The organism is Intestinimonas sp., from assembly GCF_026169115.1.
Lineage (GTDB): Bacteria > Bacillota > Clostridia > Oscillospirales > Oscillospiraceae > Intestinimonas.
This window is the reverse complement of record NZ_JAPFEA010000094.1, coordinates 1-14477: the sequence shown is the minus strand read 5'-3', so window position 1 is coordinate 14477 and position 14477 is coordinate 1. Positions and strand designations below refer to the sequence as shown.

Sequence of the window (14477 nt, the reverse complement as noted above, 5' to 3'; positions counted from 1 at the left end):
GCGGAAGGTCACCTCGGCGGCGGGCAGACCGCCGGCCACCAGCGCCCGGGCCAGGGGCACGGCCTGGGCTGCGTCGTCGATGGCGATGACGGGGATGATGCCGATGTCGTGGATCTTCTGAAGAACGTTCTCCATATTCGGGTTCCTCCTTGATGATATCATACCTGTATGCACGGCGGGTCCCTGTACCGCCCTGTCTCTGATGCTACCATTATAATACTTGTATACTAGAAAACAAGTGTCTGGAAGATAAAATTTTTGGACGCTGATTTGTGCAATTTGTCAGCATCCTGACCAGTTGGCGGGGAAGAGAGTCTTTGACAGGGGCGGAGAAAGCTGGTATACTAGTGTCGGCCCGCCGGGAGCGGGCGTCATTGAGAAAGTGTACAGGAGGGGCTTGCACATGCGCCTGACGGAACGGCTGCCCAGGGAGACGGGGCGGGACTACGCCCTGCGGACCATTCGGGACAACATCATCCACCTGGAGCTGACGCCGGGCAGCATGGTCAGCGAGAATGAGCTGGCCGCAGAGATGGGCCTTTCCAGGACGCCGGTGCGGGAGGCCCTCATTGAGCTGTCCAAGGCCAGGATCGTGGAGATCTACCCCCAGAAGGGGAGCGCCGTCTCCCTCATCGACGTGGCCCTGGTGGAGGAGTCCCGCTTCATGCGGAAGGTGCTGGAGTGCGCGGTGGTGGAGCTGGCCTGTGAAAAGATCGACGGCGAGGGCCTGCGGCGGCTCCGGGAGAACGTCCAGCTCCAGAACTTCTATCTGGAGAACTACTTTTCCGAGACCCTGATGGAGCTGGACAACCAGTTTCACAAGACCCTCTTTGAGATCGCGGAGAAGCCCCAGGTCTACGCCCTCATGGACAATATGGCCATCCACTTTGACCGTGTGCGCAATCTGGCCCTGAGCAGCGTGAAGAACGTCCGCATCGTCCGGGACCACGAGGACATCACCGACGCCCTCGCCGCCCGGGACGCGGCGAAGGCGCGGGCGCTGACAGCGGAGCACCTGGACCGCTATAAAATTGACGTCAAAGAGCTGCGGACAAAGTATCCCGACTATTTCAAGTAAGCATACGATGTGGGATGTGAGGAGGTCCCCCGGCGCTGGTGTGCCGGGGGACCTTTCTGATCGGGGGCCTTCGGCGCCCGGCAACAAAGGAGGGATTGCTTTTCCAGTCCGTCCGCATTACAATAGGACTTGCATGTTTGCCGGCGGAGCCGGCAGAACGTCACATGAAAAGCGAGGTAGGGACCAATGAACCAGAAGGAACTCAACGAGCTGCGCCGGCGGTTTCGCGCCGACCGGAGCGCCATCAGCCGGGTGTACGGCTGCTATGTGAATGGAAGCGGGGAGATCATCTCCTATATCGACAGCTCTCTGGGGACCATGCCCCAGGAGGAGTCGGAAAAATACCTGGGCCTGCTGAAAAAGGCCCTCTCCGGGACGCTGGGGAAAAACCTCATTGACATCGTTTTTGCCACCAGGCAGGTGGCAGACAGCGAGGAGCACCGGCTCCTCATGGGGCTGCGGGACTCCGGCCTGGCCGACAGCGCCCTGCGACAGGCATTTTACGACAGGGTCATCCGCACCCTGGACCTGGAGGGGAGCAACTACCTCATCCTTCTGGGGCACGACGTCTACGATGTGCCCTACCGGGGGAAGGACGACGAGGCCCAGGCCGACGCCGGAGACCAGGTTTTTTCCTACTTCGTCTGCTGTGTCTGCCCGGTGAAGGACGGCAAGCCGGCCCTGGGCTACTTCCCCGGCGAGAACGAATTCCACAGCTGCACCCCGGGGCAGATCGTGGCCCAGCCAGAGCTGGGCTTCCTGTTCCCCGCCTTTGATGATCGGGCAGCCAACATCTACAACGCCCTTTTCTACACCCGGAAGCCGGAACAGCTCCATCAGGAGTTCATCGACGCTGTCTTCCGCACCGAGCCGCCCATGTCGGCGGCGGAACAGAAGGAGGCATTTGAGGGGGCCCTTGCCGCCTCCCTGGGGGAGAAGTGCAGTCTGGAGCTGGTCCAGGCGGTCCACCAGGAGCTCCGGGGCCGGATCGAGGAGCACAAGGAGAGCCACGACCCGGAGCCCCTGGCCCTGACGGCTGGGGAGCTGGGGCGCATCCTCACCGACTGCGGCGCCGGCGAGGGGCAGTCCCAAGCCTTCCTGGCCAAGTGCGGCGAGCACTTTGGGGAGGGGGCGGTCCTGGCCCCGGCCAACCTCATCGACAGCCGCCGCTTCGAAGTCAAGACCGATGAAGTGGTCCTCAATGTGGACCCGGAGCACAGCGCCCTGGTGGAGACCAGGGTCATCGGGGGCCGGAAGTACATCCTCATCCCCGCTGACGGCGATGTGACCGTCAACGGCATCTCGGTGGATGTCACCGGGGAATAAACAGTAAAAAGGGCTGTGTACCCGTTCATGGGTACACAGCCCTTTTTTGCGATGCAAAAGCAGAGCAAAATTGGCCATGTGCCACAGGCCTGTGCCTGTTTTCGTGGCGCGTGCTTGGCGCATGAAGTTTTATGTCTTTGGAGCCGTCGCTTTCCTCAGCGCCGCGGCGTGGTGGAGGATGCCGGCCAGGGCCAGGAAGCCGATGTAGCCGCAGATAGGATAGACGAAGCTGACCACATTTTTGAAGCCGAAAATGCTGCCCAGGAAGGAGAGGACGCACAGCGCCACGGTGGTCCGCCGGGTGGCCAGCCGTCCGCCGGCCCAGAGCTGGAGCCGGGTCACCACGGCAAAAAGGCTGGAGAGGGCGGCGGTAAACATGCCGGCCAGGAGGAGGACGGCGTAGACCAGGCCCAGGGCCGGGGCCACCCGGTAGGCCAGCTCCAGCATGGGGAGCTCCGCGCCTCCCACGGCGTCCCGGAAGAGGAGCATGGGCAGGAGGATGCCGGCGAAGATCAGGGTCAGGAGACCGGCGCCCAGGGCCAGACCCCGGCGGACGGTCTTCTCCTCCATGCCGGTGGAGAGGGGGACCAGGATGGTGACCGCCGCCATCATATTGTAGGAGATAAAGGAGAGGGCGGAGAAAAACCAGTTGCCCAGAAGGGGATTGCCGTCAGAGAAGGGGGTGGCCGTCACCGCTTCCACGGGCAGGCGGAAGGGGGCGGCCAGGGCGATGACCAGGGCGGCCACCACCAGCAGAGGGACCACGATGTTGAAGGCGGCCACCATGCCGGCGGCGCCGGTGAGGGCCACCACCAACACCAGGACGGCGATCAGACCGTTGCCGACCACGGCGGGCAGGGAGAAGACCTGTTCCAGCAGGGCCCCCGCTCCGGCGATCATGGCCACCATCACATCAAAGAGGAAGAAGAGGAAGACGCCGCTGAGGAAGGCCCGGAGCCAGGGCAGCTCCGGCTGGAGAATGACCCGGTCAAATTCCGTCCGGCCCGTCTTTTTGGCGATGTCCAGGACCAGAAGGCTGAAAAAGACAAAGGCGGCGATGGCCAGCACCATGCCCACAATGCCGTAGCCGCCGAAGACGCCGAAGAATTGCAGCAGCTCCTGACCGGACAGAAAACCGGCGCCCAGAAAGCTGCCGGTAAAGACAGTGGCCACCTCCAGGGGGGTGATCCGTTTCATGGGAGGACCTCCGTAGATAAGGATAGCGGCTCCGGGGAACCGGAGCCGCAGGAGAAAGCGTATCAGAACGTGCGCCCGATGTCGGTGCGGAAGTGCATGTCCTGGAAGGAGATGTGCTTGGCGGCGGCGTAGGCGCCGCCAATGGCGGCGTCCAGGGTTTCGCCCACGGCGGTGACGCCCAGCACCCGGCCACCGGAGGTGCGGATGGTACCGTCCTCGTCCCGCTTGGTACCGGCGTGGAAGACCACCGCGGTCTGCTCCGCCTCGTCCAGGCCGTCGATGGGGTAACCGGTGGCGTACTTGGCGGGGTAGCCGCCGGAGGCCAGGACCAGACAGCAGGCGGCAGCGTCCTTCCAGCGGATGTCCAGCTGGTCCAGGGTGCCCGACCGGCAGGTCAGGAAGATGTCCATCAGGTCGGTCTCCAGCAGGGAGAGGACGGCCTGACACTCCGGGTCGCCGAAGCGGGCGTTGTACTCCACCACCTTGGGGCCGTCGGGGGTGAGCATGAGGCCGAAGTAGAGCACGCCCTGGAAGGGGCGGCCCTCCGCCTTCAAGGCGGCCACGGTGGGGCGGAAGATCTCCTCCATGCAGCGATGGGCGAGCTCAGGGGTGTAACCAGGGGCGGGGGAGATGGCGCCCATGCCGCCGGTGTTGGGGCCCTGGTCGCCGTCAAAGGCCCGCTTGTGGTCCCGGGAGGGGGGCATGGGGGCGATGTGCTCCCCGTCCACAAAGCACAGCACGGTGACCTCGGGGCCGGTCATGCATTCTTCGATGACCACCTGAGACCCGGCGACGCCGAATTTGCCGTCGGCCATCATGCTCCGGGCGGCCTCCTCGGCCTCGGCCACGGTCTGGGCCACCACCACGCCCTTGCCCAGGGCCAGGCCGTCGGCCTTGACCACGATGGGGGCTCCCTCCTGTCGGATGTAGCCCAGGGCCTCCTCCAGGTCGGTGAAGGCGCGGTATTTGGCGGTGGGGATGTGGTATTTCGCCATCAGGCCCTTGGAAAAGACCTTGCTGGCCTCAATGACGGCGGCGTTGGCCCGGGGGCCGAAAGCGGGGATGCCCGCAGCCTCCAGGGCGTCCACCATGCCGAGGGCCAGGGGGTCGTCGGGGGCCACCACCACGAAGTCCATGGCGTGTTCCTTGGCCCAGGCCACCATGGCCTCCACATCGGTGGCCTTGATGGGCACACATTGGGCCTGAGCGGCGATGCCGCCGTTGCCGGGGGCGCAGTAGAGGGCGTCGATCTTGGGGCTTTTGGCCAGGGTACGGACGATGGCGTGCTCACGGCCGCCGCCGCCCACAACGAGGACGTTCATCGTAAGGACCTCCCATTTCGAGATTTCAGGCACACCCGGCGAGCATGCTCAGCACATAGAGCACCGCCAGATGGCCGGGGTAGAACCAGTAGAAGAACCAGCGGCTCCCCGTTCCCCGCTGGCCGTTGTACCGGGAGAGGGGGAGGAGGGCCAGGCAGGCAGAGCCCGCCATGAGGAGGGAATAGGGCAGGTAGAAACGCCGGAAGGCGGGGAGCAGGGTGGAGAGCTGGGGGAGCACGCCCCACCAGCCCCGGGTCTCCAGCAGGGGCAGGGCGGAGGGGGCAAAGTAGGCCCAGCATCCTCCCGCCAGGTAGTAGAACAGGAGACAGAAGGCCAGGGCGGCCAGCTGCCGATGCAGGTCGTCTCCCGCGGCGTACACGGCCAGCACGGTGAGCACACCCACCCAGCCGTAGTCCACCCGCAGCAGCTGGGCCAGGACCAGCAGGGCCAGGGTCACGGGGATGCCCAGCCAGACACGCCCCCTGCGTTTCAGCTCCCGACAGAGGCCGATGGCGGCGGCGGCCAGGAAGAAGGTGGCGACAACGCTGCCCCCGCCGCCGCCGGTGGCCCAGAGGGCCACCGCGTGGGTGCCCCCGCCGAAGAGCCCCAACCGCAGCAGGTACCGGGGGTAGTTGGAAGTCCTGTGGCAGCCCTGGGCGGCGAAAAAGGCGAAAATGGGGAAGGCCAGCCGTCCCAGGTACCGGAAGAGGTAAAACCCCAGGGAGTCCGCCGGGAAGAAGGGGGTCATGGGGGTGAAGAGCATGCCGATGTGGTCGATGACCATGAAGACGGCGGCCAGGTATTTGAGCTGGGTGGCGGTAAGGCCGCGAGCGGGCGGCATATCAGTGGTGGAACAGCCGCATGCCGGTGAAGGCCATGGCGATGCCGTACTTGTCGCAGGTGGCGATGACATGGTCGTCCCGGATGGAGCCGCCGGGCTGGGCGATGTACTGGACGCCGGACTTGTGAGCCCGCTCCACGTTGTCGCCGAAGGGGAAGAAGGCGTCGGAGCCCACGGTGACGCCGGTCATCTGGGCCACCCAATCCTTTTTCTCGGCCTCGGTGAGGACCTCGGGCTTTACCTTGAAGGTATTCTGCCACACGCCCTCGGCCAAGATGTCGTCATGCTCGTCGGAGATGTAGATGTCGATGGCGTTGTCCCGGTCGGGGCGGCGGATGCCGTCCACGAACTGGAGAGACAGGACCTTGGGATGCTGGCGGAGCCACCAGGTGTCGGCCTTGCTGCCGGCCAGGCGGGTGCAGTGGATGCGGCTCTGCTGGCCGGCGCCCACGCCGATGGTCATGCCGTCCTTGACATAGCACACAGAGTTGGACTGGGTGTACTTGAGGGCGATGAGGGAGAGGAGCATGTCCCGGCGAGCGGCCTCCGGCAGGTCCTTGTTGGCGGTGACCACGTTGCTGAGCAGGGCGTCGTTGATCTCGAAGTTATTGCGGCCCTGCTCAAAGGTGATGCCGAAGACATCCTTGTGCTCGACGGGCTTGGGGACGTAATTGGGGTCGATCTCCACCACGTTGTAGCCGCCCTTGCGCTTGGTCTGGAGGATGGCCAGGGCCTCCTCGGTGTAGCCGGGGGCGATGACGCCGTCGGAGACCTCCGGGGCCAGGAAACGGGCAGTGGCGGCGTCACAGACGTCGGAGAGGGCGGCCCAGTCGCCATAGGAGCAAAGCCGGTCGGCGCCGCGGGCCCGGATATAGGCGGTGGCGAGGGGGGAGAGCTCCGCCGCCGGGTCCACGAAGTAGATCTGCTTTTCCACGTCGGTGAGCTCCTTGGCCACGGCGGCCCCGGCGGGGGAGACGTGCTTGAAGGAGGCGGCGGAGGGCAGGCCGGTGGCGGCCTTGAGCTCCTTGACCAGCTGCCAGGAGTTGAGGGCATCCAGGAAGTTGATGTAGCCCGGTTTTCCATTGAGGACCTTGATGGGGAGCTCGCCCGACTCCATAAAGATGCGGGCGGGCTTCTGATTGGGGTTGCAGCCGTATTTCAGTTCCAGTTCCGTCATGTTTCTGACCTCCGCATACTCAAACGTGCTTGTTGTAGATGAGGGACTCGGTCTCGCCGGTCTTCAGATCAATGTAGCGCACAAAGAGTGATACCTTGTTGTCGGCGTTGAGGCTCGCCCACAGGCCGTCGCCGAAGTCCTTCAGGGACTCGCTGCCCACAGCCACGGTCCTGGGCGCGCCCTGGAAGGAGGGGAGGGGATTTCCGTCGGTCTCATAGGTGCTGATGAAGTGGCCCTGACCAGCGATGGGGGCGTCATACTCGAAGAAGAAACGCTGACAGCAGGCGGGGTCGCCGTCGGCGGACTTGAGGATGGACAGGCGGTAGGCGCCGTCGGGGCGGACCATGCCGGAGATGCGGGGGGTGTAGTTGGGGCCGTCGGGCTCGAACTCCCGGGTGCGCAGGGCCTGGACCCAACCTCTGCCGGCCCGGAAGGCGTCGGCCACGGTGTCGGTCTGGTCGCCGTTGGTGACGATGGTGGTGCCCTCCACCACCCGGACGGGGTGGTAGATAATGAGAGAGGGGTCGGTCATTTTGGACTCGTCAAAGGCTTTGGTACGGATGCCGTCGTCGGTGGTCTCGAAGATGCGGTTGCGGCTGTTCTCGCTGCGGCCCATGATGAAGTAGGCGATGACCGCCTTGCTGTCGTCGGCCGACCGGCCCAGCAGGATACCACGGCCGGGGTAAGGGTTCTGGCTCAGATATGCCTTGAGATCGATCATGGTCAAACCTCCTTGATATGGACGATGCGCCCCTCGACGTGCAGGCGGTCCTCACAGAAGAGGGCCACAGCCTGGGGCAGAATACTCCACTCGGCCTCCTCCATGACTCTGCGCTGGAGGGTCTCAGGGGTGTCTCCCTCCCGGACGGCCACTGCCTTCTGGAGGACGATGGGCCCTCCGTCGGGCTCCTCCGTGACGAAGTGGACCGTGGCCCCGGTGACCTTCACGCCGTAGGAGAGGGCCTGTTCGTGGACGTGGAGTCCATAGGCCCCCTTACCGCAGAAGGAGGGGATGAGGGCGGGGTGGACGTTCAAAATGGCGTTGGGGTAGGCCCGGACCATCTCCTCGGTGAGGATGACCAGGAACCCGGCCAGCACCACCAGGTCGATGTTCAGGGCCTGGAGCCGCTCCACCAGGGCGGCTGTCATAGCCTGACTGGAGGAAAAGTCCTTCCGGGCCACCACATAGCCGGGGATGCCGGCCTTGGCCGCCCGCTCCAGGGCGTAGGCCCCGGGGGCGGAGGAGAGGACGGCCACGATCTCGCCGCCCCCCAGCTCCCCACGGCCCTGGGCGTCGATGAGGGCCTGGAGATTGGTGCCGCCGCCGGAGACCAGCACAGCGATGCGTTTTTTACTCATACCAGCTCCACCCCGGCGTCGCCGGCCACCACGGAGCCGATGATATAGGCCCGCTCGCCGGAACGGCAGAGGATCTCCTTGACCTGGCCCACTTCCTCCTTGGGGATGGCCAGGATGAGCCCCACGCCCATATTGAAGGTGTTATACATGTCCCGCATGGGGATGCCGCCCTTCCGGGCGATGAGGGCGAAGATGGGGGGGATGGGGTAGGAGTCGGTCTCAATGCGGGCGGTCAGCCCCTCCTTCATCATCCGGGGCACGTTCTCGTAGAGACCGCCGCCGGTGATGTGGCTGATGGCCTTGATGTGGACCCCATTTTTGAGCAGACACTGGACGGCCTTGACATAGATGCGGGTGGGGGTGAGGAGGGTCTCACCCAGGCTCTTGCCGTCCAGCTCCTCCATGGGGGTGCGGAGGTCGGCGTGCTCCACGTCGAAGACCTTGCGGACCAGGGAGAAACCGTTGGAGTGGACGCCGGAGGAGCCCAGGCCGATGAGCACATCGCCCGCGGCCAGGTCCTTGCCGTCGATGATCTTTTCCTCGTCCACGATGCCCACGGAGAAGCCGGCCACGTCGTAGTCATCCTCGGCCATGAGACCGGGGTGCTCGGCGGTCTCGCCGCCCACCAGGGCGCAGCCGGCCTGGCGGCAGCCCTCGGTGATGCCGGCGACAATGTCGGCGATGCGGGCGGGGGCGTTCCTGCCGCAGGCGATGTAGTCCAGGAAGAAGAGGGGAGAGGCGCCTCCGCAGATGATGTCGTTGACGCACATGGCCACGCAGTCGATGCCGATGGTGTCGTGCTTGTCCATGAGCTGGGCCAGGCGCAGCTTGGTGCCCACGCCGTCGGTGCCGGAGACCAGGACCGGCTTCTTCATGCCGGACACATCGGGGGCAAACATGCCGCCGAAGCCGCCCAGGGTGCCCATCACCCCGGGGATGTAAGTGGATTCCACCATGGGCTTGATCCGCGCCACGGACTCATAGCCGGCGGTGACGTCCACGCCGGCGGCGGCGTAGGACGCGGAGTGAGAGTTTTTCATGTCGGTCATTCCTTTCCAGTCCAGCAGTAGGTACAGATCTTGCTGCGGTCGATGCCGATGGCCTCCAGCAGGCCGTCCAGGGACTGATAGCCCAGGGAGTCAAAGCCCAGCTTCTCGCAGATGGACCTGAGCATACACTGTCCCCGCTGGGTGGAGGCGTCGGCGTATTCCTCCAGGTGCTGCTGCCCCTCATCCCCCTCCAGCTCCTGGACGGTGCGGCGGGCTAACAGCTCCATGTCGGAGTTGCTGCGGGAGAAGTTGAGATACTTGCAGCCGTACATGATGGGGGGGCAGGCCGAGCGCATATGGACCTCCTCGGCCCCGGACTCGTAGAGGAATTCCACCGTCTCCCGCAGCTGGGTGCCCCGGACGATGGAGTCGTCCACAAAGAGGAGTTTCTTGCCCTCGATGAGCTCGGGGACGGGGATCTGTTTCATTTTGGCCACCTGGTTGCGGGCCGCCTGGTTGCCGGGCATGAAAGACCGGGGCCAGGTGGGGGTGTACTTGACGAAGGGGCGGGCAAAGGGCTTGCCGCTGCGGTTGGCAAAGCCGATGGCGTGGGGCACGCCGGAGTCGGGCACGCCGGCCACATAGTCCACCTTGGGCAGGCGGCCCTGGGCCACCTCGTCCCGGGCCATGATCTCGCCGTTGCGGTAGCGCATGACCTCCACGTTGACCCCCTCGTAATTGGAGTTGGGGTAGCCGTAATAGGTCCACAAAAAGGCGCAGATCCGCATGTCCTCACCAGCGGGGGCCAGGGTCTCCCAGCCCTCTGCCGTCACCTTGACGACCTCGCCGGGGCCCAGCTCGTAGGCGTCGGCATAGTCCAGCTTGTGATAGGCGAAGGACTCGAAGGAGACGCAGCAGCCGTCCTCGTTCTGGCCCACCAGCACCGGCAGACGGCCCAGCCGGTCCCGGGCGGCGATGATGCCGTCCGGGGTGAGGAGGAGCATGGTGCAGGACCCGCTGATCTCCTCCTGGGCGTGGCGGATGCCGGACACCAGGTCGTCCTTCTGGTTGATGAGGGCGGCGGCCAGCTCGGTGGAGTTGACCTTGCCGGAGCTCATAGCCATGAACTGATGGCCGTGGTCGGAGAAGTATCGCTCGATCAAGGCGTCGGAGTTGTTGATGATGCCCACGGTGATGATGGCGTACAGCCCCAAATGGGAGCGCACCAGCAGGGGCTGGGGGTCGGTATCGCTGATGCAGCCGATGGCGGAGCAGCCGCTGAACTCCTCCAGGTCCTTGTCGAACTTGGTGCGGAAGGGGGTGTTTTCGATGTTGTGGATCTGCCGCTGAAAGCCGAGCTTGGGGTCATAGACCGCCATGCCGCCCCGCTTGGTCCCCAGATGGGAGTGATAGTCGGTGCCGAAAAACACGTCCATCACGCAGTCACGCCTGGAAACGGCGCCAAAGAATCCTCCCATGGTCAGTTACACCTCTTTGCATTCATATCCAAAATCAGGCGAAAAACAGCTTGGACAGGGTCATGGGGTCCACGTACTGGCCGTCCTTGTAGACACGCATGTTGCCGGAGGCCACCTCGTCGATGAGCATGACGTCGCCGTTGGCGTCGTAGCCGAACTCGAACTTGATGTCGTAGAGGACCAGGCCCTTCTCCTTCAGGTCGTCGGCCACGATCTGGGTGATCTTCTGGGTCATGGTCTTGATGTCGTCGTACTGCTTTTCGGTCATGACGCCCAGGGCCACCAGGGCGTCCTTGGTGACCAGGGGATCGCCCTTCTCGTCGTTTTTGAAGGTGGTCTCCACATAGGCGGGCAGGTCGGCGCCCTCCTGGATGTACTCGCCGTAGCGGCGGAGGAAGGAGCCCACGGCCTTGTGGCGGCAGATGACCTCCAGGCCCTGGCCGAAGACCTTGGCGGGGAGGACCTCCATGGTGGTGTCCTTCAGGTCGGCAGAGACATAATGGGTCTTGATGCCGGCGGCGTTGATCTTCTCAAAGAAATAGATGGACATGCGGAGATTGACGTCGCCCACGCCGTCGATGGTCAGGCCCACGGCATTCTCGCCGGGATCAAACACGCCGTCCTTGCCGGTGCAGTCGTCCTTGAACTTGAGCAGGTAGTTGCCGTTGTCCAGCGCTAATACGTCCTTGGTCTTTCCGGTGTATACAAGCTTCTTTTCCATATCAGATCTCCTCCTGAATCTTCCGGTCTTTGGCGGCCACCTCGGCGGCCATATCAGCTTTGAAGCGGGTCAGTTTATGGGTCAACTCCTCATCGGAGAGGGCCAGCATCTGGGCGCATAGGATGGCAGCGTTGTCCGCGCCGTCCACGGCTACGCAGGCCACGGGGATGCCCTTGGGCATCTGGACCATGGAGAGCAGGGAGTCCAGTCCGCCCATCATGGACGTTTTGATGGGCACGCCGACAACGGGCAGAGTGGTGTAGGCGGCGAGGACGCCGGCTAGATGGGCGGCCTTGCCGGCGGCGGCAATGATGGCGCCGAAGCCGTTCTCCCTGGCCTGGGAGGCGAATTCCTCGGCGGCGGCGGGGGTACGGTGGGCCGAAATGATCCGGACCTCAGTGGGGATGCCGAAGGACCGGAGCCGGGCAATGCAGGGCTTCATGGTCTCCAGATCACTGTCGGAACCCATGATTACGGCGACTTTCTTGCTCATGACAGACCTCCTGTGATGCAAATTTTTTTTGCTGGCAAAAAAAGAATCAGGCCATCCGGGGTGCGGATGGCCTGGTGGGCGCAAAATGCTTGCTGGACACATTGGTGCCGTGAAAGGGGCTCTTTTTTCCAACGCATGAATCCATTTCCGCACCTCCGTCCAAACATCATACCTAAAATATATCGAAGTTTGTCAGGGATTGCAAGGCCGCGGAGGGATTTTCGTATGCTTATACAACGAGGGGTAAAAATGGGGAGAAGAAATCGTAAAAAACGTTTTGGCGCGACGGCCTTCCCCGTCACAGGCCAATGGCGCCCAGGATGCGCTGGACTTCCTTGGCCCTGCGGGACCAGGCGGCGGCGGCGCCGTAGTTCCGGCGGCGGGGGGCGACCCAGGCGGGGTCCTCATCCAGGGCCCGCTCGCACAGGCGGCAGTATTCGGCGGGGGAGTGGGCGCCGTAGATGACGTCGGGGAACTCCTCCACCTGTTCGGGGGCGAGGAGGGTGACGATGGGCTTGCCGGTGGAGAGGTATTCGTAGATCCGCCGGGGGAGCACGCCGCTGAAGTCGGCCTCCCGGCGGGGCAGGTCCAGGCACACGTCGAACCGGGCCACATAGTCGGGGACCTCCACCGCGGCCTTCCAGCCCAGGAGACGGACATTTTCCAGCCGCTCCAGCCGGGAGAGGCCGGGGCAGTCCCCGGAGGTCCGGCCCACCAGGGCGAAGGTCCACTCCGGGTGCTCCAGAGCGGCGTATTCCACAGGGGAGAGGTCCAGTCCGGGGTCGATGCGGCCCACCCAGCCCAACACCGGGCCTGCCGCGTCCCGGAGGTCGGCAGGGACCTCCAGGCTGGGCCGGGAGAACATGGGGTAGTTGACGCCGTTGGGCACCAGGGCGATGTTGGCGTTGCAGGGGGAGAGCCGGTCCAGCAGACCGGGGGAGGCGGCGAAGATCACGTCGGCGGCGGCAGCCAGATCCCCCTCCCACTGGGGGGGCAGGTCAGACCAGTCGGCGTCGCAGTCGTAGACCAGCCCACGGGGGCTCAGTTGGTCCAGAAGATAGACCTGCTGGGGGTGGGTGGTCCACAGCACCGGGGTGCGGAAGCCGTGGCGGAGGGCGGCGCGGCGGATCCAGGCGGCCTGGCCCTTCCAGGCGTGGCGGAGGAGAAGACCGGCATTTTCGGGGATGGCGCGGAGGGGGGGCAGGTTGTAGACTGTGACGTTGGGGCGGACTTGCCGGCCCGGGGCTTTGTGGCTGCGGCCCGGTCGGCTGGGCTGGAAGAAGAGGACCTCGCTGTCCCGGAGGCGGGCGGCGAGCTGCTGGGTCCGGGAGGGGGTGGTCCGCCAGGAGGTGTAGGAGACGACGATATATTGCTTCAAATGGGTCACCTCATGGGAAAGAGTGGCGGGGTCACAGCCCCAGGAGCTTTTCGGCGGCTTCGCTGTTGCGCTGCTCCACCTGGCGGAGCCGGTCCACGCCGCCGGAGAGGAACTGGGTATCTCCGATGCGGCCCACAGCGGCGTCGATGTGGGCGCAAAGGCCCTCATAGGTCACGTCCTTCAACTCGGTGAAGAGGTCCTGGCCGATGTAGCGCAGGAAGGAGCTGATCTTCTGGTCGTAGACCACCCCGACCAGGGGCACGCCTTGGCCGGCGGAGAAGACCAGGGCGTGGAGACGCATGGAGACCACCACCTGCATCCGGGCAAAGAGGCCGATGGTATGGTCGGAGGCGCCGGTGTCGGTGAAGATATAGTGAGGGGCCTTCATCCCGGCGGCGGCCCGCTTGCAGGCGGCCACATCCAGCCGCTTTTCAATGGGGAGGAAGATGGGGGTCAGGCCGTATTTCTCCCAGGCGTAGTCGGCGGCCTGGCCAAAGACTTTGGCTTTTTCGTCGTCAAAGCCGGGCCAGGGGCGCAGGGTGAAGCCGATGTATCGGCCATGGGGGTCCAGACCCCGGCTCTCCAGCATGCCGTCCACCACCTCCGGCTCGGCGGCGGGGAGGATGACGGTGGGGTCGGAGGAGAGGACGATCTCCGGGGCGTTGACCCCCATGTCCTTGAGCTCGGCGAGGGAGTGGGTGTCCCGGAGGGTAATCATGTCCACGTTGCGCTGGAGGACCCTGGCGCAGAGCTTCCGGTTGGAGGGGTACTGGATGGGGCCGATGCCGCAGCCATACATCAGGACCTTGTTGCCCAGCTTTTTGCCGGCGGAGATGGTAAAGAGATAGAACCACAGAGACCGGCGGGAGGTGACGTCCTGCATCAGGGAGCCGCCGCCGTTGATATAGAGCCGGGTCCTGCGCATCCGGAGGAGGAATCTGGGGAAGGCGAAGGTGTAGATGGCGTTGACCCGGTAGGTGAGCCGGGTCTCGTCAGGGCGGCGGGAGAGGACCCACACGGGGAGGTCGGGGTCGATCTGGCGCAGCTCCCGGACAATGGCCTCCAGGATGGCGTCGTCGCCGGCGTTGCCCCGGCCGTAGGCGCCGCAGACCAGGGCG

Annotated in this window: 14 protein-coding genes and 1 pseudogene; 2 read left to right on the top strand and 13 right to left on the bottom strand. The window is 64.7% G+C overall.

Going from position 1 to position 14477, the window contains the following annotated elements; all coding sequences use genetic code 11:
- Positions 1-135, bottom strand: a pseudogene (locus Q0Y09_RS08645) (keto-hydroxyglutarate-aldolase/keto-deoxy-phosphogluconate aldolase); the annotation flags it as partial.
- A gap of 268 nt (positions 136-403) precedes the next feature.
- On the opposite strand from Q0Y09_RS08645, the gene Q0Y09_RS08640 reads away from it, so the two are divergent.
- Both Q0Y09_RS08640 and Q0Y09_RS08635 read left to right on the top strand, forming a co-directional pair.
- Entirely contained in the window at positions 404-1078 is a 675-nt protein-coding gene (locus Q0Y09_RS08640) for a GntR family transcriptional regulator (RefSeq protein ID WP_297720467.1), read from the top strand.
- A gap of 186 nt (positions 1079-1264) precedes the next feature.
- Complete coding sequence (locus tag Q0Y09_RS08635; RefSeq protein WP_297720464.1) at positions 1265-2404, top strand: DUF4317 domain-containing protein; 1140 nt, start codon at positions 1265-1267, stop codon at positions 2402-2404.
- 129 nt (positions 2405-2533) lie between these two features.
- Here the strand turns inward: Q0Y09_RS08635 and Q0Y09_RS08630 are convergent, their stop codons facing one another.
- The 12 genes from Q0Y09_RS08630 to csaB form a co-directional block, all read right to left on the bottom strand.
- Complete coding sequence (locus Q0Y09_RS08630) at positions 2534-3601, bottom strand: hypothetical protein (protein ID WP_297720462.1); 1068 nt, start codon at positions 3599-3601, stop codon at positions 2534-2536.
- A 62-nt stretch (positions 3602-3663) separates the two neighbouring features.
- Positions 3664-4923, bottom strand: a complete 1260-nt coding sequence (purD, locus tag Q0Y09_RS08625) for a phosphoribosylamine--glycine ligase (protein WP_297720460.1) — start codon at positions 4921-4923, stop codon at positions 3664-3666.
- Positions 4924-4948: 25 nt separating this feature from the next.
- Positions 4949-5764, bottom strand: coding sequence for a TraX family protein (locus Q0Y09_RS08620; protein ID WP_297720457.1), 816 nt, complete (start codon positions 5762-5764; stop codon positions 4949-4951).
- A gap of 1 nt (position 5765) precedes the next feature.
- Positions 5766-6941 carry a phosphoribosylaminoimidazolecarboxamide formyltransferase gene (locus Q0Y09_RS08615; protein ID WP_297720454.1) on the bottom strand — a complete coding sequence of 392 codons (1176 nt, stop codon included), beginning with the start codon at positions 6939-6941 and terminating at the stop codon, positions 5766-5768.
- 19 nt (positions 6942-6960) lie between these two features.
- On the bottom strand, positions 6961-7668 hold the full coding sequence (locus Q0Y09_RS08610) for an IMP cyclohydrolase (protein ID WP_297720452.1): 708 nt from the start codon (positions 7666-7668) through the stop codon (positions 6961-6963).
- Complete coding sequence (purN, locus tag Q0Y09_RS08605; protein ID WP_297720449.1) at positions 7665-8300, bottom strand: phosphoribosylglycinamide formyltransferase; 636 nt, start codon at positions 8298-8300, stop codon at positions 7665-7667. The genes Q0Y09_RS08610 and purN overlap by 4 nt, the downstream gene beginning before the upstream one ends.
- Positions 8297-9340, bottom strand: coding sequence for a phosphoribosylformylglycinamidine cyclo-ligase (purM, locus tag Q0Y09_RS08600; RefSeq protein ID WP_297720446.1), 1044 nt, complete (start codon positions 9338-9340; stop codon positions 8297-8299). Before purM ends, purN begins: the two co-directional genes overlap by 4 nt.
- 5 nt (positions 9341-9345) lie before the next feature.
- Complete coding sequence (locus Q0Y09_RS08595; protein ID WP_297720443.1) at positions 9346-10767, bottom strand: amidophosphoribosyltransferase; 1422 nt, start codon at positions 10765-10767, stop codon at positions 9346-9348.
- Positions 10768-10801: 34 nt separating this feature from the next.
- Positions 10802-11488: a phosphoribosylaminoimidazolesuccinocarboxamide synthase gene (locus tag Q0Y09_RS08590; protein WP_297720440.1), complete on the bottom strand. Its 687-nt coding sequence runs from the start codon at positions 11486-11488 to the stop codon at positions 10802-10804.
- Position 11489: 1 nt separating this feature from the next.
- Positions 11490-11981 (bottom strand): 5-(carboxyamino)imidazole ribonucleotide mutase, encoded by a 492-nt coding sequence (purE, locus tag Q0Y09_RS08585; RefSeq protein ID WP_297720438.1) that lies wholly within the window; start codon positions 11979-11981, stop codon positions 11490-11492.
- A 298-nt stretch (positions 11982-12279) separates the two neighbouring features.
- Complete coding sequence (locus Q0Y09_RS08580; RefSeq protein WP_297720435.1) at positions 12280-13368, bottom strand: hypothetical protein; 1089 nt, start codon at positions 13366-13368, stop codon at positions 12280-12282.
- A 22-nt stretch (positions 13369-13390) separates the two neighbouring features.
- On the bottom strand, positions 13391-14477 hold a 1087-nt coding region (gene csaB / locus Q0Y09_RS08575), incomplete at its 5' end, for a polysaccharide pyruvyl transferase CsaB (RefSeq protein ID WP_297720432.1).

What these genes read in the sequence shown, in the direction of transcription:
- Q0Y09_RS08640 (WP_297720467.1), top strand. Translation starts at nt 404, where the DNA reads ATGCGCCTGACGGAACGGCTGCCCAGGGAGACGGGGCGGGACTACGCC.
- Q0Y09_RS08635 (WP_297720464.1), top strand. Translation starts at nt 1,265, where the DNA reads ATGAACCAGAAGGAACTCAACGAGCTGCGCCGGCGGTTTCGCGCCGAC.
- Q0Y09_RS08630 (WP_297720462.1), bottom strand. Translation starts at nt 3,601, where the DNA reads ATGAAACGGATCACCCCCCTGGAGGTGGCCACTGTCTTTACCGGCAGC.
- purD (WP_297720460.1), bottom strand. Translation starts at nt 4,923, where the DNA reads ATGAACGTCCTCGTTGTGGGCGGCGGCGGCCGTGAGCACGCCATCGTC.
- Q0Y09_RS08620 (WP_297720457.1), bottom strand. Translation starts at nt 5,764, where the DNA reads ATGCCGCCCGCTCGCGGCCTTACCGCCACCCAGCTCAAATACCTGGCC.
- Q0Y09_RS08615 (WP_297720454.1), bottom strand. Translation starts at nt 6,941, where the DNA reads ATGACGGAACTGGAACTGAAATACGGCTGCAACCCCAATCAGAAGCCC.
- purN (WP_297720449.1), bottom strand. Translation starts at nt 8,300, where the DNA reads ATGAGTAAAAAACGCATCGCTGTGCTGGTCTCCGGCGGCGGCACCAAT.
- purM (WP_297720446.1), bottom strand. Translation starts at nt 9,340, where the DNA reads ATGAAAAACTCTCACTCCGCGTCCTACGCCGCCGCCGGCGTGGACGTC.
- Q0Y09_RS08595 (WP_297720443.1), bottom strand. Translation starts at nt 10,767, where the DNA reads ATGGGAGGATTCTTTGGCGCCGTTTCCAGGCGTGACTGCGTGATGGAC.
- Q0Y09_RS08590 (WP_297720440.1), bottom strand. Translation starts at nt 11,488, where the DNA reads ATGGAAAAGAAGCTTGTATACACCGGAAAGACCAAGGACGTATTAGCG.
- purE (WP_297720438.1), bottom strand. Translation starts at nt 11,981, where the DNA reads ATGAGCAAGAAAGTCGCCGTAATCATGGGTTCCGACAGTGATCTGGAG.